The organism is Nonomuraea sp. NPDC049607, from assembly GCF_040675375.1.
GTDB lineage: Bacteria > Actinomycetota > Actinomycetes > Streptosporangiales > Streptosporangiaceae > Nonomuraea.
Genome location: NZ_JBFAOV010000035.1, coordinates 80,208 through 100,347 on the forward strand (window position 1 = coordinate 80,208; position 20,140 = coordinate 100,347).

A 20,140-nucleotide genomic window follows, 5' to 3' on the forward strand; every position below is an offset into this window, starting at 1 on the left:
TCGCGCGATCGGCGGCTCAGAGCGTCCCGGACACCGCGGCGGTCACCACGGTGGCGAAGTTCCGCATCCCGAGACCGTTGGGGTGGAAGGGGGCGGCCGGCGAGGCGGGCACGTACGGCTCGATCCAGCGCACGCCCGGTGCCTTGCACGGGTCGTGGCCCACGCTCGGCGTCTGGAGGTCGACGAACGCCGCCCCCGCGGCGGCGGCCTGCTCGGCCAGCATCCGGTTGAAGTACTGGAGCGTCGCGCGGATGTAGTTGGCGTCGGCCTTGATGATCGGGACGGTCGGGTAGCAGCCGTTCGGCGGCGCGTAGGTGGCGTAGCCGACCATGAAGATCCGGGCGCGCGGGGAGCGGGCGCGGATGTCGTTCACCAGCGTGGTCAGCTTGGGCCGCAGCGCGTCGGTCTTGACCCGCCAGGAGTCCTGGCCGTCGACGATGTAGTCGTCGTTGCAGGCGTCGCCGACGGGCGGGGGCAGCAGGTTCAGGCAGTCCTCGATGAAGCCGGTCAGGCCGACGTCGTTGGCGCCGATCTGCACCGTGACCAGGGTGGTGTCCGCGCTGAGCGCGTCGAGCTGGGGTGCGACGCTGCCCAGGTCGGTGCCCTGGGAGTTGTACATGTCACGGGTCTTGGCGCCGGAGCAGGTGACGTCCCTGAAGGTGGCGGCGCCGATGGCCTGGGCGGTCAGGTGGGCGTAGTTGCGGTCGGAACGCCAGCAGCCGAGGTCGGGAACGACCTGGTTGGGCACCAGGGGACCCGACGCGGCGGAGTCGCCGAGCGCCACGTACACCTCGCCCTGGGCGGCGTGTGCGGGCGGCGCGACGCCGAGCGCCAGGGCGGTCGCGGAGAGCAGGACGAGCAACCGTCGGACCATTGAGGACTCCTTCGGCGGGGTGGGGGTGTGGAGGCCGCACTGGTCCGGCGGCTCCGGCGGGGGGTGGAAGTCGTGCCGGTTCGGTGGTTCCGGCGGGGGAAGCCGTGCTGGTCAGCGGCGGAAGGGCCCGGTCACCTCGTACGTGATCCCCCCGATGCCGGCGGTCTCGCCGCTGGTGCCGCGCTGGGAGGAGAAGTAGAGCCGGGTGCCGTCGGGGGAGAACGCGGGGCCGGTGATCTCCGACTTGGCCTGGCCGTCGAGGCGCATGACGGGGGCGACCACGCGGTCGGGCGTGATGATGTTGATCTCCATGTTGCCGCCGTCCTCGGCCACGTACAGGTCGCCGGACGGGCGGCCGGTGATGTTGTCGACGCCGTCGAGGGTGCCGCCGCCCTCGTAGATCGCGGTGACCGTCTGCCCGGCGGTGTCGTAGGCCCAGACCTTGCGGTCGCCCTTGGCGGTGAAGTAGCAGATCCCGGCGGCGTAGTGGCAGCCCTCGCCGCCGCTGAAGCGGCGGGCCGCGGAGACCTGGTTCCTGGTCTGCGTGTCGAAGACGCCGGGTGTCGCGTCGGGCACCGGCCGCCACTCGACGCTGTCGCCGCCGAGCCCGCACAGCACGTCGAGCCGGCCGCTGGACAGGTCGCCCCAGGTGTTCGGGGTGAAGCGGTAGAAGCAGCCGTCGCCCTCGTCCTCGGTCAGGTAGACGACCTTGTGGTCGGGGTCGCAGGCGGCGGCCTCGTGCTTGAACTTGCCCATCGCGGGGCGCTGCTGGGCGGAGCGGTTGCCGTACGGGTCGGTCTCGTAGACCTTGCCGCGGAAGATCTCCTCGCAGGACAGCCAGGTGCCCCACGGGGTCGCGCCGCCCGCGCAGTTGAGGTTCGTGCCGCTCAGGATGCGGTACGCCCGGTCGATCGAGCCGTCGGCCCTGAACCTGATCGCCGAGGTCCCGCCCACGAGCGGCACCTCGGAGTTGGACACGTAGATCCAGCCGGAGCCGTCGGCGAAGCACGCGCCGCCGTCAGGAGCGGGGTGCCACAGCGTGCCGCCGACGACCCGGCCCGACCTGGCCACCACCCGGCTGGTGAATCCGGCGGGCAGCGCCATGCCGTTGGCGTCCGGGGCGCCGAGCGGCCCGTACGGGCTCACGCCCGCACCCGCCGCGCAGGCCACGGCGTCGTGCCACATCGCCCCGGAGAACGCGACCGCCGCGGAGACGGTCCTGATGAAGGTACGGCGGCGCATCCTGTCTCCACGTCGTCTCGCGTCGGCTGATGTCGGTTGGATTCGCAGACATGACGATGAGCCCTGCCCGTCCTTCTGTGAACTGGACAGGGCAGTAAATCCGGACGGTCAAATCTGTGACGCCTCACAAATCTGAACGGCATTCCGCGAATCCATTGACGGCGGCCCCGGCGCGATCCACCATGGCCCGAACCCCCGGCCTCGATCAGCTCCCGAGGTGCCCGTGCGCGTGCTTCCCCGTCTCCTCATCGCCCTCGCCCTGGTCTCCGTGGCGCTTCCGGCGTCACCGGCGTCACCGGCCTCGGCGGCCTCCGACCCGTCCGGCTGCGACCCGATCGACCCGGCGGCCTGCCTGCTGCCGTTCCCGAACGACTGGTTCACCGTCGCCGACCGGGCCACCGACACGGGCCGCAGGGTGGCCTTCGCGGCCGGGTCCACGCCGGTCTCGGCCGCGGGCGTGCCGATCGCGCCCGCCGAGTGGAACAGGAACGACGGCTTCTCGCCGGGCTCGATGCTGCTGGCCAGGGTGCCGGGGCTGGACCCGGCCAGGACGGGGATCGCGCCGATCACCGACATCGGCAGGTCGCTGGACCGGGACGCGCCCGTCGTGCTCCTGGACACCGTGACGGGGGAGCGGTGGCCGTACTGGGCCGAGCTCGACGCGAACGCGCCCGCCGACCGTCAGGCCCTGATCGTCCGCCCGGCCCGCAACCTGCGCGAGGGCCACCGGTACGCGGTCGCCCTTCGCGACCTGCGCGACGCCGCCGACGGCCCGATCCCGCCGAACCCCGCCTTCGCCGCGGTCGCCGGCCCGCCCCTGCCGCCCGGCCACGACCTGTACGAGCGGCAGCGCCGCCTCCAGCCCGCCCTGTCCGCGCTGCGCCGCGCCGGCGTCAGGACCGGCAGCCTCTATCTGGCCTGGGACTTCACCGTCGCCAGCGCGCGCAGCCTGGCCGGCCCGGCGCTGGCCATGCGCGACGACGCCCTGCGCACGCTGCGCGGCCGCGCGCCCGCCTTCGAGGTCACCTCGGTCACCGACCTCACCCCCGAGCAGGACGCCCAGATCGCCCGCCGGGTCGAGGGCACCTTCCGCGTGCCGAGCTACCTCGACCGGCCGGGCGGCCCGCCCGGTTCGGCGCTCAACCGCGGCCCCGACGGCCTGCCGGCCCGACTGCCCGGCAACGAGCAGGTGGCGCCCTTCCGCTGCGAGATCCCCCGCGTCGCCTTCGACCGCCCCGCCCGGCCCTCCCTGTACGGCCACGGCCTGCTCGGCAGGCACTCCGAGGTGGGGGCGGCGAACGTGAGGACCATGGCGCAGGAACACGGGTTCCTCTTCTGCGCCACCAAGTGGATCGGCATGGCCGACGAGGACATCCCGCACGTCGTCACCGTTTTCACCGACATCTCCAGGTTCGGCACGGTCCCCGACCGGACCCTCCAAGGGTTCCTCGACTTCATGTTCCTGGGCCGCGCCATGACCAGCCCGGACGGCTTCGCCGCCCACCCCGCCTTCCGCACCGACCGCGGCCGCCCGCTGATCGACCTGCGCGCGGGCCTGGTGTACGACGGCAACAGCCAGGGCGGCATCCTGGGCGGCGCGCTGGTCGCGCTGTCGAAGGACATCGAGCGCGGCGTGCTCGGCGTGACCGGCATGAACTACAGCACCCTGTTCAACCGCAGCGCCGACGCCGCGCCCTTCCAGGCCGCCCTCGACCGGGCCTACCCCGACAAGCTGGACCAGCAGCTCATCCTGGCCCTCATGCAGATGTTGTGGGACCGCGGCGAGGCCGACGGCTACGCCGCCCACCTGACCGACCGCCCCTACCCGGGGACGCCGCGGCACCGGGTGCTCATGCACGTGGCCTTCGGCGACCACCAGGTGGCCACGGTCACCGCCGAGGTCGAGGCCCGTACCGTCGGCGCCCGGCTGCTGACCCCGGCCCTCGCGCCGGGACGCAGCCCGGACGCCGTGCCGTTCTGGGGCATCCCCGCGATCCGCGGCCGGGCCCACGCCGGCTCGGCCCTGGTGATGTGGGACGGCGGCGCCCCCGCGCCACCGCTCACCAACACCCCGCCCACGCAGGGCGAGGACCCGCACGAGAAGCCGCGCAGGACCCCCGCCGCCCAGCTTCAGAAGTCGGTGTTCCTCAAGACCGGCGTGGTCGCCGACGTCTGCGACGGCCCCTGTCTCACCCAGTGACGCCGGGCCGCCACATGGGCCAGAACAGGGTGCCGTCGGGCAGCGCGAACGGCTCCTCGGCCTGGTAGCCGTGCCGGGCGTACAGGTCGCGGCTGCGGGCGCTGCTGGCCTCCAGGTAGGCGGGCGCGCCGTCCAGCAGGGCGTGGTGGCGGCGGAGCAGCGCCGACCCGAGGCCCCGGCCCTGGTGGTCGGGGTGCACGGCCAGGAACGCCAGGTGGTGGTACGGCGGCTCCGGGTGGTGCCGTTCGAACAGCTCGTCCAGGGTCCGGAACCGGTCGGCCCACTTCCCGGTGGCGGCGGCCAGGCGGCGGTCGTAGTCGGGCGGCTCGGGCGGCTGCGCGTCGGCGGTGTGTGGCACCCACACCGCGACCGCCCGGCCCTCGTCGAGGAGGTCGACCTCGCCGTGCTCGATGGCGTGCGAGACGAGGATCAGGAAGTCCGCCACCATGATCTCGTGCCGTCCGGCCGGCTCCGGCACCAGGTACGACACCGCGGGCAGCCGCGCGAACGCCGTCGCCACCAGCTCCGCGACCGTCCCGGCGTCCGCGGCCGTCGCCCGGCGGACGTCGTGCGCCGCCACCTCCTGGGAGCGCGTCATCGGACGGCCTCCGGCGTGGCGGCGGCCTTGGCGCCCATGCCCACCAGCGAGTACACGCTCGGCTGTCCCGTACGCAGGACCAGCGCCCAGCCCACGCCGAGCAGGGCCGCCAGCGCGTACACGACCGGCAGGATCCAGGCGAGCGGATCGCCCTCGGGCACCCCGAGCAGCGTCGAGAAGTTGTCCAGCGCCAGCCACACCATCACGGCCAGCGCCAGCGCGGCGGGCACGGGGGCCGCGAAGCGCCGCGCGAGGCTCTCCCCGCTCGGCTGCCGGGCGAAGAACACGACGATCGCGATCGAGGTGACGAACACCAGCAGCAGCACCCCGAACCCGCCGAACGAGCCGCCGTAGAAGAAGAGCTGCACCAGCGGGTCGAGCCCGAGGACCGCGTAGACGACGATGACGACCAGCCCGAGCACGGTCTGCGCGATCGAGCCCGACCGCGGCGCGCCGCTGCGCGGCCGGGTGCGGCCGAAGAAGGCGGGCAGCACCCGCTCGCGTCCGAGCGCGAAGAAGTACCGGGCGGTGGTGTTGTGGAAGGAGATCATGGCGGCGAACACGCTGGTGACGAAGAGCACCCGGGCGACGTCCACGACCGCGCCGCCGAGGTGCTGGTTCGCGATGATGAAGATCGTCTCGGCCTGGTCGCGGCGCGCGGCGTCCACGATGGCCGCCGGTCCCGTGGCGACCGTCATCGCCCACGACGACAGCGCGTACAGCCCCGCGATGATCGCCACCGACGAGTACGTGGCCAGCGGCACGGTACGCCGCGGATCCCGGCTCTCCTCCGAGAACACCACCGAGGACTCGAACCCGACGAACCCGAGCGTCGCGATGACCAGCAGCGCCCCCACCCCCGGCACGAACAGCGCCGCGGGCGACAACGTCTCGGCCGAGAACCCGGACGGCGCCGGGTTCACCAGGTCCGCCAGGTCGAACAGCAGGATGACCGCCACCTCGGCGGTGAGCAGGACGGCCAGCAGCCGCCCGTTGACGTCCACCCGCATCAGGCCCAGGACGCCCACCAGCGCCCAGGCCACCAGCGAGATCGCCCACCAGGGCGGCGCGCCGCCGAACCACCGTTCGAGCAGCGGGGTGGCCGCCGCGCCGAAGGCGCCGTACAGGCCCACCTGCAACGCGTTGTAGGCGATGAGCGCCACCCAGGCCGCCGCGATGCCCGCCGGACGGCCCAGCCCACGGCTGATGTAGGTGTAGAACGCGCCGGCGTTGGCCATGTGGCGGGCCATCGCCACGTACCCGACCGCGAACACCGCCAGCACCACGCCCACGACCAGGAACGCGATCGGCAGCCCGGTGATCCCGGTGACGGCGTACCCGGTGGTGATCACACCGGCGACGACGGTGAGCGGCGCGGCGGCCGACAGGACGAAATAGACGACCGAGGGCGCGCCGAGCCGGTCGGCGGCCAGGGCGCCGGCGATCGGGTCGGGCGCGGCGCCGGATCTCGCGGAGGGCATCGCGTTCCTTTCTGGGGGGGTCAGGTGCGGTGCGGTCAGGACAGCGGTCTGGGAGTTCCGTGAGGCGGGGTCAGGGCGGGCGGTCCGGGGTCACGTCCGGTAGGTCAGGACGGCGTCGCCGACGGCGGCGCTCACCTGGCGGCCCAGGTCGCTCAGCGGCTGCGGCATCGCGGCCAGCACCGTGGTCAGGTACTGGTGGGCGCCGCGCCGGTCGGCCGGGTCCTCGACGACGACGTCGGTCAGGTCGCACGCCTCGGCCAGCGCCGCCAGCGCCATGTCGTGCGGGGTCAGCGGCTGCCACTTCACCAGCGCCAGCCGCAGCCGCGCGGCGGGCCACATGGCCCGGTTGAAGTCGTGCGAGAAATAGCGGAATTGTTTACGTTTGAGCAGCCTCGGGGATTCGCGTTCGAGCAGACCGTTACCCATCAGGCGGGCGGTGACTTCGGTGACCGAGCGTTGTGCGAGGTAGGCCAACCAGGTTCGCACATCGGTGTGCTGAGGGGAATTGCCTATTTCGGTCAGCACCTTTCCGGCCAGCTCGTCCGGGACCCGGCGCTGGTCGACCACCCGCAGCCGGACGCCCTCGACGGTGATCCGCTGCTCCAGCACCAGCTCCGCGAGCAGCGCCCCGGCCAGGCCGAGCGCCACGCCGGCGACATGGAGCCGAGGCTTGCCCGAGCCCGTCGCGTCCCAGCAGACGAAGAAGAAATCATCGGCAAGCAAAAATCGGCCCGCTCACTATAGGAATTGGTGGATGACCGGTTCAGGGAGCAGCGTGTAGCCGCCAGCGGCAATTTCTACCAAGAACCACATCTCCGGGCTAGACCCTATTTATCGGGAAATAAAAGAGCACCGGCTTCACGGAGAAGCCGGTGCCGTCCGTTCGGGGGCCCTATAGCCGATGATCGCCTGATGGGCGGGCTGCCGCGACCGGACCGTGTCCGCCCCCGCCCGGCCAGGGTGAGTGACGTGGATCACACTCCAGGGTTTCGGCCGGGCCCTTCGTCCGCCTGTGGGACGGTCGTCGCTCAGTTCGCGCAGTCCTGCTTGTCCAGGGCCAGGCCCATCTCGTAGATCTTGCCCTTGGAGAGCAGGAAGTAGTAGTGGGCCTTCGGGTTGCCCGGCACGGCGACGTACGGGAAGCCGCTCTCGGCCGTCCGCAGCTTCTTGGCGTACGCGCGCTTGAGCTGGGCGTCCGTCGAGCCGATGCCGATGCCCTGCGGCGTCTTGACGCCCTTCGGCGCGAAGATGATCGCCACGCCCCGCTTCTTGGAGATGAACAGGCCGACCGCGTCGCGGCCCGTCCGCTGGGCCTTGAGGTCCCAGCCGGAGCAGCTGTCGGAGTCGAGGGCGGGCTTGTGGACGATCTTCCCGGTGGCCTGGGCGGCCTTTGCGGTCATGCCCAGCGTGACCCCGCCGTATCCGAGCGGGCCGAAGGTCGGGGCGGCGAGCGCGGGCGAGGAGATCCCGGCCAGCGCGACGCCCGCCGCGAGGGTCACGGCCGCGATTGTGTGCTTCGTCGTCATGCAGGGTTTGACTGCGCACTCGGCCCACAAGTTCTGCCGGATTCGCGGGCGGGTCCGGGCTGACGTGTCCGTTACGCGGTTGAGGGATGGTCTTGTCCGAAGCTCGGGTACTGGTGCCGGTGATCACAGCCCAGGAGGCATCAGAGATGGCGGACGTTCCCATCGTTGTCGGCATAAATCGCGCTCAGGATGGTTCTGTTGCTGTCGCTGTGGGCGAGTCGGGCATGTACAGCCTGCAGAAGGAGCGCATCAGCCGGCGCAGGCATCACTGGGGCCGTCTCGGCGACCTGCCGGACCTGTACCTTCCCGAGATGCCGCTGCTCAAGGAGCCCGTTGACCTCGTCGTCGAGGGATACTCCTCCGACACCGAGATCGAGCACAAGGACGCCTACGAGGAGGAGCTGCGCGAGACGCTGAACCTCAAGGAGGACGCCCGGGTCGTCCTGGTCTCCCACCATCTCAGCCACCTCTACAGCGCGTTCCCGCCCTCGCCGTTCGACCGGGCGGCGGGCCTGGTGATCGACGCGCACGGCAGCCGGGTCAGGGACTTCACCGAGGCGGTCCCGCTGCCGAAGGGCACCCGCGACGACATGCTGGAGGTGGCCTCGTTCTACCGCTGCGAGCGCGGCGGCGAGATCGAGTGCCTGGCCAAGCAGCTCTGGGACGGTGACTGGACGCGACCGGCCGGCCTCGGCTGCTTCTACGCGCTGCTGACCAAGCTGCTGTGGCCCGAGGGCGAGGGCCACGAAGGCAAGGTGACGGGCCTGGCCCCCTTCGGCGACGCGTACGTGTACGGCCTGCCCGACCTCGACGTACGCGGCCACGAGGTGTTCATCCCCGAGGAGTGGATCGAGACGTTCGGCCAGCACGACGCCTACGTCTACGAGCCCGGCGGCGAGCGCTTCTCCCGCGCGGCGGACCTGGCCGCGGCCGGCCAGCGGGTCTTCGAGAACGCCCTCGCCCAGGTGGTCGCCTGGTTGCACGGGCAGACCGGCCTGGACAGCCTGGCCTTCGCCGGCGGCGTCGCGCTCAACTGCGCGGCCAACGGCCGGATCGTGCGCGAGTCGCCGTTCCGCGAGGTGTTCATCCCGCCGAGCCCGCACGCCGGCGGCACCGCCGTGGGCTGCGCCCTGTACGGCCTCGTCGAATGCCTCGGCGTCGAGAGCCGCTTCCGCTGGACCGACGACTTCCTCGGCCCCGACCCGGACGAGAGCGAGATCACCGCCGCCGTACGCAGCCTGCCGGACGGCCTGGTGGCCGAGCAGCCGGACGACCTGGTCGGCGCGATGGTGTCGCTGCTGGAGAGCGGCCGCGTCGTGGGCCTGCACCAGGGCCGCAGCGAGTCGGGCCCGCGCGCCCTCGGCAACCGCAGCATCATCGCCGACCCGGCCAGACCGGACATGCAGGACTACGTCAACTTCGAGATCAAGGGCCGCGAATGGTTCCGCCCGCTGGCCCCGCTCGTGCTGGCCGAGCACGCCGGGCGCCTGTTCGGCGTCGACCGCCCGGCCCCGTTCATGCAGTACTCCGCCGACGTGCGCCCCGAGCACCGCGCGAGCCTGCCCGGCGTGACGCACGTGGACGGCACGGCCAGGCTCCAGACCGTGGAGGAGTCGGCCACGCCGTTCCTGCACGCCCTGCTGACCAGGTGGCACGAGGCCACGGGCTCCCCGGTGCTGATCAACACCTCGCTCAACGGCCCCGGCGACCCGCTGACCGAGACGCCCGAGCAGTCGATCGACACCCTGCTCTCGACGAACCTGCACGCCCTGGTCATGCCGCCCTACCTGATCCGCAAGCGCGAGGAGCCGCCGATCCCCGGCGTGACCTGGGATCGCGACTAGCTTGGGCGTCCATGCCGGTGAAACCCAAATCGAGGTCATGGTTGCCGCAGGTCAGAGTGGGTGACGGGGTCGACGGGCCGGCCGGAGTTACGGTCGGACGCATGCGCGTTCACCCAGCCGTCCCCGTGGTGCTGATCGCCCTGGCCGGGCTGTCGGCGGCCTGCGGCGGCGGACCCGTACGCACCACCCAGGGGGTGGTCGTGACCTCCGCCTCGCCGTCGCAGGGGACGCGGAACGCGCTGGCCGGGAAGACCGTCGTGCTCGATCCGGGACACAACGGCGGCAACGCCTCCCACCCCAAGGAGATCAACCGCCCGGTCGACATCATCACCGGGCGCAAACCCTGCAACACCACCGGCACCCAGACCGCCGCCGGCTACCCCGAGCACGCCTTCACCTGGGACGTCGCCCGCCGCCTGAAGCCGCGCCTCGAAGACATGGGCGCCAAGGTGGTGCTGACCCGACCGGACGACACCGGCGTAGGCCCCTGCATCAACGAGCGGGCGGCCATCGGCAACAAGGCGCGGGCGGACGCCGTTCTGTCGATCCACGCCGACGGCGCGCCGCCGGCCGGCCGCGGCTTCCACGTGATCATGCCGGGCCTGGTGCCCGGCCACAACGACGCGATCATCCAGCCGTCCAGGAAGCTCGGCGTGGCCGTCCGGAACGCCTTCCGCGACGGCACCGGCATCCCGTACGCCACCTACGTCGGCGAGCAGGGCCTGCAGACCCGCACCGACCTGGGCGGGCTCAACCTGTCCACCCGCCCGGCGGTGTTCATCGAGTGCGGCAACATGGCCAACCCGGGCGACGCCGCCAAGATGTCCGACGGCGAGTTCCGGGAGGAGATGGCCGGCGCGCTGGCCGCCGGGCTCAAGCAGTTCCTGGCCGGTTAGGCGCCGTAGGCGCGCAGGAACACCTCCACCGCGGCGTCGGCGAGCCGGTCGAGCTCGGCCTCGGTGTGGTGGTCGCCGGCCCCGGAGAACATCACCCTGTTCACCGGGATCCACAGCAGCAGGCCGACGAAGTGCTCGGCGGCGAGCCGCGGATCGTCCACGGGACGCAGTCCGTGCCCGGCCAGGCGTCCGAAGGCGGTGGCCATCGCCTCCAGCGACCGTTCGAAGCCCTGCCGGTACCAGGTGCGGCCGAGGTCGGGGAACCGGTCGGCCTCGGCGATGATGAGCCGCCGCAGCCGCAGCACGTCGGGCTGCATGATCGCGTCGAGGAACTCGTGGGCCAGCTCGCGCAGCCCCTTCTCCAGGTCCTGGTTGCCCTCCAGCGACTGCGCGATCAGCTCGGCCAGGCCCTGGATCTGGTTCGCGGTGTCGAGGACGATCGTGGCGAAGAGCTGTTCCTTGTCGCTGAAGTGCTTGTAGACCGTCTGTTTCGAGACCGCGGCGATCGAGGCGACCTCGTCCATGCTGGCGCCCACGTAGCCGTTGCGCAGGAACACGGCGTGCGCCGCGTCCAGGATCTGCCTGCGTTTGCGGGCGGTCCGCCCGTCCTCTTCCGGCACTGACCCACCAATCTTTCGATCATGTGTTCCCACAGTACTGGACAGTTCCGTACTGATCTGAGTACTGTACCGTCTAGTTCCCGAAACCCACAGGAGTGACGACCTCATGACCGATCTTCAGCAGCAGGTGCAGGAGACCGCCGACAAGCTGGTCGAGTCGGGCGTCGAGCGCGGGTTGCAGGTGGCCGTCTACCGGGACGGCACGCAGGTCGTCGACGTGGTGGCGGGCGTGGCCGATCCCGAGACCGGCCGGCCGGTCACCTCCGGCACCCCGTTCTACAACTTCTCCATCGGCAAGGGCGCCACCTCGGCCGTCGCCCACATCCTGGCCGAGCGCGGCCTGTACGACTACGACACCCCGGTCGCCGACCTGTGGCCCGAGTTCGCCAGGCACGGCAAGGAGGGCGTGACCGTCCGCCACGTGCTGACCCACACGGCCGGCGTGCCCGGCGTGCCGCTCGACACGACCCCCGAGGACGTCTGCGACTGGGACAAGATGGTCGCCGCCCTGGAGAACGCCGAGCTGTGGTGGGAGCCCGGCACGAAGATGGGCTACCACGCCTACACCTTCGGCTTCCTCGTCGGCGAGATCGTCCGCAGGACCACCGGCAAGCGCATCTCGCAGGTGCTGCTGGAAGAGGTCTCCGGCCCGCTGGGCGTGGCCCGCGAGCTCTACTTCGGGATGCCGCCGGAGGAGCAGCACCGCCTGGCCCGGCTGGAGGACGTGCCGATGGACCCGTCGGCGTTCGGGGACATGCCGGCCGACATGCCGATGTTCAAGGCCGGGCCGATGGAGCTGATGCCGAACGCCGCCCTCGGCAGCAGGCCCGACTACCTGACCGCCGACATCCCGGCCGGCGGCAAGACCTCGGCCAGGGCCGTCGCGCGCATGTACGCCGCCCTGCTGGGCGAGGTGGACGGCGTCCGGCTGATCTCGCCGGAGCGGCTGCGCGAGGCGACGGCGGTGGCCTACAGCGGCCCGGACGAGGTCTTCGGCATGCCCTCGACGTGGGGTCTGGGGTTCACCATCGGGCTTCCCGGCGGCTCGCCGGAGCAGGGTGCGACGGCCTTCGGCATCGGCGGGGCGGGCGGCAGCTACGCGTGGGCCGACACCGCGACCGGCACCGCCGTCGCCCTCACCAAGAACCGCCTCACCAACGACTTCACCGCCGTCGGCGAACTGGCCGCCCTGGTGGCCCGCTCCTGACCGTAGCGGGGGATCAGCCGTCGCGGCACAGGGGGCGGCCGCCGACCACGCAGGCGATGCCGTCGAGGTCGCAGCTCAGCAGGGTGCCGTCCATGCCCATCACGAGCACGAGATCGCGCCTCGACCGGTGGGCCAGCATGATCCGGCCGACGACACCGTTGTCCAGGACCACGGTAGGGCGGGTTGCAGCGCTTTCCATGTGCTGGCGACTCCTCTCGGGTTCACAACAGGCCACGCGCGCCGGACCCGTCCCCACCAGGATGCACAGCCTCCGCCTCCGGCGCATCGGTCATCCGGCTCTACTTTCGTACGGATCCTGCGTTGTCCCCCTCCCGCCAGCCTCCGGAAGACGTGCTGCGAGACTGGCAACGGCAGGGGCCAGAGGAGGGGGACCGGCGTGCGTACGTGGTTGACCGAGCGGTTCGGGCTGACGGTGCCCCTGGTGGGCGCGCCCATGGCCGGAGTGGGGGCGGGCCGGCTGGCCGCCGCCGTGTCCGCGGCCGGCGCGCTCGGCGTGATCGGGGTCGCCTCCTCCGCGCCCGCCTCCTGGATCGAGGCCGAGGCCGCCGTCGCCGCCGGGAGCGGGCGGCCGTACGGGATCGGGCTCATGGCCTGGGCGCTGCCCGGCAACCCGGCCCAGTTCGAGGCCGTGCTCGCGGCCCGGCCCCGGCTCGTCTCCGTGAGCTTCGGGCCGTACGAGCGGTACGTGGAGGAGCTGCGGCAGGCCGGCATCACGGTCGTCACCCAGGCGGGCACCACCGACGAGGCCCGCGCCGCCGAGCAGGCCGGCGTGGACGCGGTCGTCGCGCGCGGGGCCGAGGCGGGCGGGCACGGCCGCGCCGACGTGGGCACGCTGCCGCTGCTCCAGAGCGTGCTGGACGCCGTCCGCATCCCGGTGCTGGCGGCCGGCGGCATCGCCACCGCGCGCGGGCTGGCCGCCGTGCTGGCGGCGGGGGCCGAGGGGGCGTGGGCCGGCACGGCGTTCATGGGCTGCGCGGAGACCACCCTGTCCGGGACGGCGGCGGCCCGCGTGCTGGCCGCGGCCGAGACCGACACCGTCTACGGCCGCGTCTTCGACGTGGCCCAGCGTCTGGACTGGCCGGTGGAGTACGGCGGCCGGGCCCTGCGCAACGCCTTCTTCGACCGCTGGGCCGGCCACGAGGAGGAGCTGGCGGCCGACGAGGAGGCCGCGGCGCGGATCGCCGCCGCCCGCCGCGACGGCGACTTCGACACCGCCTGCGTCTACGCGGGCCAGGCCGTCGGGATGGTGCGCGAGCAGCGTACGGCCGCCGATGTGGTGGCCGGGTTCGCCGAGGCGGCCACGCTGCTGCGCCGCTTCGCCACGCCTGACGGATGACGCCGGTCCCGGCCTGATGCATCCTCTTGTGCCATGACGAATCAGACGTTGCCCGCGACGCGTTCCGGGACCGTGCCTCCGGAGACCGCGCCCGCCAGGGGCAGCGTGCTGGAGGTGATGGAGAAGATCGGTACGGTCGTCGTGCCGATCGCCGTCGCCGTGTACGCCCTGCTCTACCTGGGCTTCGAGAGCGTCTATGACACCTTCGGCATCACCCCGGAGCAGGCCGGGCTCACCCAGGCGAGCATCTTCGGCCATCTGGTGGCGACGCTGGTGCTGCTCTTCCTGACCCTGCTGCCGCTGCTCGGCCTGGTCGTGGGCGTCTGGTGGCTGCTCGACCGGATCACCCGCGGCGCGGCCGGACGCGCCCTCGACCGGGCACGGGAGCAGCCGTGGCTGGCCGCCGGGGTCGGCGCGGCGCTGTCGGGGGTGGCGTACTGGGGGATGCTCGGCATCCTGGATGTCACCGGCACGCCGGTGCTGATCACGGTCGTGGTGGTCGGGCTGTTCTGCCTGCTGGTGCCGTACCGGCTGCTGCGGGCCAGGCCCACGGGACGGGCCGCGATGCGGGTGCTGACGGGCGCGCTGGTGGGGGTGGGCCTGGGCTTCGTGCTCGTGGGCTGGATGACGCAGGGGGCCGAGGCGGTGCACGACCGCGGCGAGGCCAACCTCGTGCTCCAGCTCACCGGCTTCTCCAACCAGTGGGCCGAGGTCCGCGACGACGGCGGCAGGCTCCTGTCGAAGGGGGAACGCTGGCTGGTGCTCGGCCAGGACTCCGGCGCGTACGTGTTCTACGACTGCGCCACGGCCGGCACGATCCGCCGCCCGATCGACGCGACGGTGCTGAGCCGGATCGAGCTGGACCCCGAGCTCGACGACCCCCGCTCCTGCGGCTACGCGGCGAAGTAGAACGTGTTCCGGTATGTCGGGAACTTCCCGCCCGGGGCGGAAGTTACCGAGTAGTATGGCCGTCGAACATTGGTAGGCGAGGAAATGAGCCGCCGTGTCTGAGCTGGAACGCGTTCCCCCCGGAGTCGACCCGACCGTACCGAGCTCCGCCCGGGTGTACGACTATTTGCTCGGCGGCAAGGACAACGTCGCCATTGACCGCGCGGTGGCCGAGAGGCTGCTGGCCGTCGCGCCCGACGCCCGCGCCGTCGCCAGGGCCAACCGCCGCTTCCAGATCGAGGCCGTGCGCCACGTGGCCCGGCAGGGCGTGCGCCAGTTCATCGACCTCGGCACCGGCATCCCCACCTCGCCCAGCATCCACGAGGCCGTCCGCGAGGTGAGCCCGGCCTGCCGGGTGATCTACGTGGACCACGATCCGATGGTGCGCCTGCACGCCCAGGTGCTGCTCGCCGACCAGCCGGGCGTCGCCGGCATCCAGGCCGACCTGCGCAGACCGGCCGACGTCCTGGCCGACCCGCACGTGACCGGCCTGATCGACTTCGACCAGCCGGTATGCGTGCTGATGGTCGGCGTGCTGCACTACGTCATGGACGCCGAGGACCCGTCCGGCATCGTGGCCGCCTTCAGGAAGCCCATGGCTCCCGGCAGCCATCTGGTGCTCTCCCACGCGATGGCCGAGAGCTCTCCCGAGGCCATCGCCCAGCTCCACCTGGCCACGTCCGGCTCGCCCGCCCAGGGCGTGTTCCGCAGCCACGGCGAAGTGCTGCGGCTGTTCGACGGGTTCGAGCTGATCGGGCCCGGCCTGGTGCCCGTCCAGGATTGGCGGCTCGCCGACGACGGCCACCTCCCGCTGGTGGACGGCACGCCCCGGCTCCGGCTCGACGCCGGCGTGGGCCGGGTGCCCGTTCAGTAGTCCTTCAGCGCGATGTTGGTGGCGAACTTGTCGGTCACCTTCATCATCAGGCCGAGCAGGAAGCCGAACTTGAAGGTCCAGTTCCGCATGCGGATCCCGGCGGGGGTGCCGGGCGCCAGGAACGTGCCCGCGTTGTTCCCGCTCCTCGTGACCTTGGAGTAGCGGCGCATCTGGCGCTCGTACTCGGCGAAGGCCGCGCGGTGGTCGCCGCCCGCCGCGGCCAGCTCCTCGGCCAGCACGTACGCCCCCACCAGCGCCAGCCCGCTGCCGAACCCGCCCAGCGTGTTGCCGTACGCCGCGTCGCCCAGCAGCGCCACCCGGCCGTTGACGTACCGGTCGATGTTCACCCTGCTGATCGAGTCGAGGTAGACCTCCTTGGCGCCGCGGACCGCGTCGAGGACCTGCGGGGTGCGCCAGCCCATGCCGGCGTAGGCCCGCTCCAGGATCGCCTTCTGCTGCTCGACGTCGTAGCGGTCGTAGTCGAGCCGCTCGGAGGCGAAGACGAAGAACGCCGGCGCCTTCGGCCCGCCGACCGCGACCATCCTGCCGGGCTCGTTGTACATCTGGCCGTGGGGGCCGAAGTCGGCGTCCAGCTCCACCAGGGCGTAGTAGTGGCCGAGGAAGTCCACGTAGCCGGACTCCGGGCCGAAGGCGAGCCTGCGGACGTTGGAGTGGATGCCGTCCGCGCCCACGACCAGGTCGAACGTGCGGGGGGCCGAACGCTCGAAGGTGACGTGCACGCCGCCCGGGGTCTCGGTGAGCGAGGTGATGGAGTCGCCGAAGACGTACTCGCAGGAGGAGGCGGTGCGCTCGTACAGCAGGCGGGCCAGGTCGCCGCGACGGATCTCGATGTCGCCGCCGGTGAACTCGCCGGGCATGACCGCGAGTGTGCGGCCGGAGGCGTCCACGAGGTGCTGGTCGGTGCCGCCGGTCTGGAGGCGGCGCACGTCGTCCAGGATGCCCATGCGGGTCATTACGGTGTGGTGGGTCTCGCCCTTGAAGTCCACGGCCTGGCCGCCCTCGCGCAGGGCCGGCGCCCTCTCCACGACGGTGACGTTGCAGCCGCGGCGGGCGAGCAGGTGGGCGAGCGCGGGGCCGCCGATGCTGGCGCCGGAGACGAGGACGTTGGTGTTCTTCAGCTGGTCTCTCATGTCGGCAAGCCTCGCCGGGAGCGCTGACAGCCCGGCGACGACCGGCTGACAACCGCCGTCCCGGGCCGCGCGGACTGTCAGGGGAAGTGCCGCCTCAGAGCAGGGCCGTGGACAGGGCCTCTTCCCTGGTCATCGCGGCGCCGCGGGCGTAGAGGGCGGCGAAGTGCTCCGGGCCGAGCGCGGCCGTGGCGGCGGCGGCCGTGGCGGCCACGTCGGGGTCGCCGGTCACCGCCATGCCGCGCAGCGCCACGCCGACGCCGAGCAGCAGCGCGGCCCGCTCGGGCGCGTCGGGCAGGACGGCCCCGGCCAGGCCCTCGGCGGCGTCGGCGAGGTCGCTGCCGATCGGTGAGCGCCGGGCGGCGGCCACCGCCTCACGGTGCCGGGCCACGGCCTCGACCGTCTCGCCTCTGGCCTGGGCCAGCCGGCCCAGCGCCGTGGACACCTGCGACCCGGTGCCGCCGGCCGTCGGGCCGCCCTGACCGGCGGCGGCCAGCGCGTCCCGCAGCCGTTCGGCGGCCTCGCCGAGGTTCCCCTCGATCCTGGCCAGGTCGGCCAGCCCCACGTGCACGGTCACCGTCAGCTCCGGACGGCCCACCTCGCGGGCGATGTCGCGGGCCCGCAGGTAGTCGGCCCTGGCCGCCGCCGGGCCGTCCGCGCGCAGCCGGGCGCCGGCCCGCCGGCACAGCACGTCGGCCAGCTCGTCCAGCGCCCCGAGCTCGTCGAGCAGCCGGACCGCCTCCTCCCACAGCTCCATGGCCCGCGCCCATTCGCCGCGCCAGCCCGCGACCAGTGCCAGCCAGTCGAGCCCCTGCGCCTTGCCCCAGCGCTCGCCCAGCCCGCCGAACGCCTCCAGCACGGCCTCCAGCTCCCGTTCGGCCGCCACGACCCCGCCGTTCAGCAGCGTGAGCAGCGCCTCGCTGAGCCGGCCGAGCGCCACGCTCCACGGGTCCTCGCCGAGCCCGCGCCGCCGCGGACCGTCCGCGCCGGCCTCGGGCGGGCCCGCGGTCATGCCCCACAGCGCGGCGGCGAACCGGTGCCGCATCGGCCGGCCGGTCTCCGACATGATCGCGCGGGCCCGCGTCCAGTGCGGTGACCCGGCGTCGAGGGCGGCGTGCAGGACGGCGAGCACGTACTCGTCGGCCAGGTCCGCGGGCGGCTCGTGGCCGATCGCGTCGAGCAGCCTCCTGGCCGGCTGGACGGCCTGGCCGCGGCGCCCGCTCAGCCACCAGTACATGGCCAGGGCGGCGATGAGCCGCAGCGCGAGCGGCGGGTCGTGCTCGACGCCCCAGCGCAGCGCGGCCCGCAGGTCGGCGTCGTCGGCCCTGAGCACGGCCAGCCATTCGAGCTGCTCGGCCCGGTAGAGGTGGGGTTCGGCGCGCTGGGCGTGCTCCAGGTGCCAGGCGGCGTGCGCGGCGCGCAGCCCTTCCTCCTCGCCGGCCTCGGCCAGCCGTTCGGCGCAGAACAGCCGGATGGTGTCCAGCATGCGGTAGCGGTCGCCGGCGGTCTCGACGAGCGACTTGTCCACCAGGTCGGCCAGGAGCACGGCGCTGTCCTCGCCGCACACCCGCTCGACCGCCTCCAACCGGGCGCCGCCGGAGAACACCGAGAACCGCCGGGCCAGCACCTGCTCCTCGGCGTCCAGCAGGTCCCAGCTCCACTCGACGACGGCGTGCAGCGTCCGGTGCCGGGCGGCGGCCGTGCGGTCGCCGCGCGAGAGCAGCCGGAACCGGCCGTGCTCGGCCAGCCGCGCGGCGATCTCCTCCACGGGGAACGTGCGCACTCGCGCCGCGGCCAGCTCGATGGCCAGCGGCAGGCCGTCCAGCGCGGCGCAGATGCGCAGCGTCGCGCCGAGGTCGAGCTCCAGCCCCGGTCGTACGGCGGCGGCGCGGTCGGCGAACAGCCTGACCGCCGGGTAGGCGAGCGCGTCCCCGGCCGGGACGCCCGGCGGCGGGGTGCCGAGCGGCGGGAGCGGGACCAGGTGCTCGCCGGTGATGCCCAGCGGCTCCCTGCTGGTCGCCAGGACGCGCACGCCGGGGCAGCCGCCCAGGAGGCGGCGGGCCAGCGTGGCGGCCTCGGCGACGACGTGCTCGCAGTTGTCCAGGATGAGCAGCAGGTCCTGCTCGGCCAGGGCGGCGACCAGGCGTTCGGCGGGGTCGGCCAGGCCGGGGACGCTCGGGCCGAGCGCCGACTCGCGCAACCCGAGCGCGTTCAGCACCAGCAGCGGCACCTGCCCTTCGCCGCCGGCGGGCGACAGGTCCGCGAAGCACGTCTGCGTCCCCTGGTCGCGGGTGGCGGCCTCGACGGCGAGGCGGGTCTTGCCGGTGCCGCCGGGGCCCGTGATCGTGACCAGGCGCTCCCCGCGCAGCGCGGCCAGGCGCGCCAGCTCCTCCTCCCGGCCCACGAACGTGGTGAGCTGGGGCGGCGGCGCCGACCGCGTGGGACGGGCCCGCCGCTGCTCGCCCCGCAGGATCGCCAGGTGCAGCGCCGCCAGCTCGGGCGACGGGTCGGCCCCCAGCTCGTCGGCGAGCAGCCGCCGCGCCTCGTCGTAGACGGCCAGCGCCTCGGCCTGCCGTCCGGCCGCGTGCAGGGCGCGCATCAGCAGCGCGCGCGGGCGCTCCCGCAGGGGGTGGGCGGCGACCAGCTCGCGCAGGCCCGCCGCGGGCTCGGCCTCGGGCAGGTGGAGGTCGGCCTCGTACAGGTCCTCCTGGGCCGCCAGGCGCAGCTCCTCCAGCCGGTCGGCCTGCCCCGGCGCGTACGCGGCCTCGCGCACGTCCGCGAGCGCCGGGCCGCGCCACAGGTCCAGGCACTCCTTGAGCGCGTCCGCCGCCGCCGCGTGCCGGCCCGCCGCGAGCAGCCGCCGGCCCTCGCGGGCCAGGCGCTCGAAGCGGTGGGCGTCGACGTCCTCGGGCGGGACCGCCAGCCGGTAGCCGGCGCCGTGGAACTCGATCAGGTCGGCCGGCAGGTTGCGCCGCAGCCGGGAGATCTGCGCCTGTACGGCGTTGGCCGCGCCCGCCGGTGGGCTCTCGCCGTACTGGGCGTCGATGAGCCGGTCGACGCCGACCGTGCGGCCGGCCTCCAGCAGCAGCAGGGCGAGCAGGGCACGCGGTCGCGGACCGCCCACGGCGATCGCGTCGCCGCCGGACGATCGCACCTCCAAGGGGCCCAGGATGCCGAACTGCACGTGCTCGATTGTCCAGCATCGCGCGTACTACCCGCACGTGGACTGATGTGACCAGCGGTAACGGAAATGTCGGTATGCCTACCGATGAACATACGTATTTTCGCGCCGTCAACAAGCGCTTAGCGTCTGGCGGCAACAAGG

The 20,140-nt window shown here is 73.0% G+C and carries 17 protein-coding genes; 7 read left to right on the forward strand and 10 right to left on the reverse strand.

The genetic code is table 11. The annotated features are described in order from the left end of the window. Window positions 1–16: 16 nt before the first annotated feature. The gene (locus AB0J97_RS41920) at window positions 17–874 is read right to left on the reverse strand and encodes an SGNH/GDSL hydrolase family protein (RefSeq protein ID WP_364100010.1); all 858 of its coding nucleotides are present in this window, start codon (window positions 872–874) and stop codon (window positions 17–19) included. Between the two features lie 111 nt (window positions 875–985). Next, on the reverse strand, window positions 986–2,116 hold the full coding sequence (locus tag AB0J97_RS41925; RefSeq protein ID WP_364100012.1) for an alkaline phosphatase PhoX: 1,131 nt from the start codon (window positions 2,114–2,116) through the stop codon (window positions 986–988). Window positions 2,117–2,345: 229 nt separating this feature from the next. Here AB0J97_RS41925 and AB0J97_RS41930 point away from each other — a divergent pair, with 229 nt between their 5' ends. Next, complete coding sequence (locus AB0J97_RS41930) at window positions 2,346–4,316, forward strand: hypothetical protein (protein WP_364100014.1); 1,971 nt, start codon at window positions 2,346–2,348, stop codon at window positions 4,314–4,316. Here the strand turns inward: AB0J97_RS41930 and AB0J97_RS41935 are convergent. The 4 genes from AB0J97_RS41935 to AB0J97_RS41950 form a co-directional block, all read right to left on the reverse strand. Further along, window positions 4,306–4,914 carry a GNAT family N-acetyltransferase gene (locus AB0J97_RS41935; protein WP_364100017.1) on the reverse strand — a complete coding sequence of 203 codons (609 nt, stop codon included), beginning with the start codon at window positions 4,912–4,914 and terminating at the stop codon, window positions 4,306–4,308. The genes AB0J97_RS41930 and AB0J97_RS41935 overlap by 11 nt on opposite strands. Further along, a complete protein-coding gene (locus AB0J97_RS41940) occupies window positions 4,911–6,395 on the reverse strand; it encodes an APC family permease (RefSeq protein ID WP_364100020.1) in 1,485 nt (494 codons plus the stop codon). The genes AB0J97_RS41935 and AB0J97_RS41940 overlap by 4 nt, the downstream gene beginning before the upstream one ends. A 90-nt stretch (window positions 6,396–6,485) precedes the next feature. Next, complete coding sequence (locus tag AB0J97_RS41945; protein ID WP_357707023.1) at window positions 6,486–7,118, reverse strand: GPP34 family phosphoprotein; 633 nt, start codon at window positions 7,116–7,118, stop codon at window positions 6,486–6,488. Window positions 7,119–7,423: 305 nt separating this feature from the next. Beyond that, window positions 7,424–7,894, reverse strand: a complete 471-nt coding sequence (locus AB0J97_RS41950; protein ID WP_364100023.1) for a hypothetical protein — start codon at window positions 7,892–7,894, stop codon at window positions 7,424–7,426. A 251-nt stretch (window positions 7,895–8,145) separates the two neighbouring features. Between AB0J97_RS41950 and AB0J97_RS41955 the strand changes: the two genes are divergently transcribed. Together AB0J97_RS41955 and AB0J97_RS41960 are read left to right on the forward strand one after the other, a co-directional pair. Continuing rightward, window positions 8,146–9,765: a carbamoyltransferase C-terminal domain-containing protein gene (locus AB0J97_RS41955; protein WP_364100026.1), complete on the forward strand. Its 1,620-nt coding sequence runs from the start codon at window positions 8,146–8,148 to the stop codon at window positions 9,763–9,765. Between the two features lie 101 nt (window positions 9,766–9,866). Further along, a complete protein-coding gene (locus AB0J97_RS41960) occupies window positions 9,867–10,661 on the forward strand; it encodes an N-acetylmuramoyl-L-alanine amidase (protein WP_364100029.1) in 795 nt (264 codons plus the stop codon). Here the strand turns inward: AB0J97_RS41960 and AB0J97_RS41965 are convergent. Continuing rightward, entirely contained in the window at window positions 10,658–11,281 is a 624-nt protein-coding gene (locus tag AB0J97_RS41965; protein WP_364100032.1) for a TetR/AcrR family transcriptional regulator, read from the reverse strand. The genes AB0J97_RS41960 and AB0J97_RS41965 overlap by 4 nt on opposite strands. A 106-nt stretch (window positions 11,282–11,387) precedes the next feature. On the opposite strand from AB0J97_RS41965, the gene AB0J97_RS41970 reads away from it, so the two are divergent. Further along, window positions 11,388–12,488 carry a serine hydrolase domain-containing protein gene (locus AB0J97_RS41970; RefSeq protein WP_364100035.1) on the forward strand — a complete coding sequence of 367 codons (1,101 nt, stop codon included), beginning with the start codon at window positions 11,388–11,390 and terminating at the stop codon, window positions 12,486–12,488. A gap of 13 nt (window positions 12,489–12,501) precedes the next feature. On the opposite strand, the gene AB0J97_RS41975 is transcribed toward AB0J97_RS41970, so the two are convergent. Next, entirely contained in the window at window positions 12,502–12,687 is a 186-nt protein-coding gene (locus AB0J97_RS41975) for a hypothetical protein (RefSeq protein WP_357707017.1), read from the reverse strand. Window positions 12,688–12,885: 198 nt separating this feature from the next. Between AB0J97_RS41975 and AB0J97_RS41980 the strand changes: the two genes are divergently transcribed. The 3 genes from AB0J97_RS41980 (at window position 12,886) to AB0J97_RS41990 (ending at window position 15,667) form a co-directional block, all read left to right on the forward strand. Next, on the forward strand, window positions 12,886–13,845 hold the full coding sequence (locus tag AB0J97_RS41980; RefSeq protein WP_357707016.1) for a nitronate monooxygenase: 960 nt from the start codon (window positions 12,886–12,888) through the stop codon (window positions 13,843–13,845). Between the two features lie 33 nt (window positions 13,846–13,878). Next, the gene (locus AB0J97_RS41985; RefSeq protein WP_357707015.1) at window positions 13,879–14,754 is read left to right on the forward strand and encodes a hypothetical protein; all 876 of its coding nucleotides are present in this window, start codon (window positions 13,879–13,881) and stop codon (window positions 14,752–14,754) included. A gap of 94 nt (window positions 14,755–14,848) precedes the next feature. Further along, complete coding sequence (locus tag AB0J97_RS41990) at window positions 14,849–15,667, forward strand: SAM-dependent methyltransferase (protein WP_364100040.1); 819 nt, start codon at window positions 14,849–14,851, stop codon at window positions 15,665–15,667. On the opposite strand, the gene AB0J97_RS41995 is transcribed toward AB0J97_RS41990, so the two are convergent. Together AB0J97_RS41995 and AB0J97_RS42000 are read right to left on the reverse strand one after the other, a co-directional pair. Continuing rightward, window positions 15,661–16,818, reverse strand: a complete 1,158-nt coding sequence (locus tag AB0J97_RS41995; protein WP_364100043.1) for an FAD-dependent monooxygenase — start codon at window positions 16,816–16,818, stop codon at window positions 15,661–15,663. The two genes, AB0J97_RS41990 and AB0J97_RS41995, sit on opposite strands and share 7 nt — an antisense overlap. 94 nt (window positions 16,819–16,912) lie before the next feature. After that, window positions 16,913–19,999 (reverse strand): BTAD domain-containing putative transcriptional regulator, encoded by a 3,087-nt coding sequence (locus AB0J97_RS42000; RefSeq protein ID WP_364100046.1) that lies wholly within the window; start codon window positions 19,997–19,999, stop codon window positions 16,913–16,915. Between the last annotated feature and the right edge of the window lie 141 nt (window positions 20,000–20,140).

Excerpts from the sequence above, each read along its gene's own strand:
- AB0J97_RS41920 (WP_364100010.1), bottom strand. The coding sequence starts at position 874 with ATGGTCCGACGGTTGCTCGTCCTGCTCTCCGCGACCGCCCTGGCGCTC.
- AB0J97_RS41925 (WP_364100012.1), bottom strand. The coding sequence starts at position 2,116 with ATGCGCCGCCGTACCTTCATCAGGACCGTCTCCGCGGCGGTCGCGTTC.
- AB0J97_RS41935 (WP_364100017.1), bottom strand. The coding sequence starts at position 4,914 with ATGACGCGCTCCCAGGAGGTGGCGGCGCACGACGTCCGCCGGGCGACG.
- AB0J97_RS41940 (WP_364100020.1), bottom strand. The coding sequence starts at position 6,395 with ATGCCCTCCGCGAGATCCGGCGCCGCGCCCGACCCGATCGCCGGCGCC.
- AB0J97_RS41955 (WP_364100026.1), top strand. The coding sequence starts at position 8,146 with ATGTACAGCCTGCAGAAGGAGCGCATCAGCCGGCGCAGGCATCACTGG.
- AB0J97_RS41960 (WP_364100029.1), top strand. The coding sequence starts at position 9,867 with ATGCGCGTTCACCCAGCCGTCCCCGTGGTGCTGATCGCCCTGGCCGGG.
- AB0J97_RS41970 (WP_364100035.1), top strand. The coding sequence starts at position 11,388 with ATGACCGATCTTCAGCAGCAGGTGCAGGAGACCGCCGACAAGCTGGTC.
- AB0J97_RS41975 (WP_357707017.1), bottom strand. The coding sequence starts at position 12,687 with ATGGAAAGCGCTGCAACCCGCCCTACCGTGGTCCTGGACAACGGTGTC.
- AB0J97_RS41985 (WP_357707015.1), top strand. The coding sequence starts at position 13,879 with ATGACGAATCAGACGTTGCCCGCGACGCGTTCCGGGACCGTGCCTCCG.
- AB0J97_RS41995 (WP_364100043.1), bottom strand. The coding sequence starts at position 16,818 with ATGAGAGACCAGCTGAAGAACACCAACGTCCTCGTCTCCGGCGCCAGC.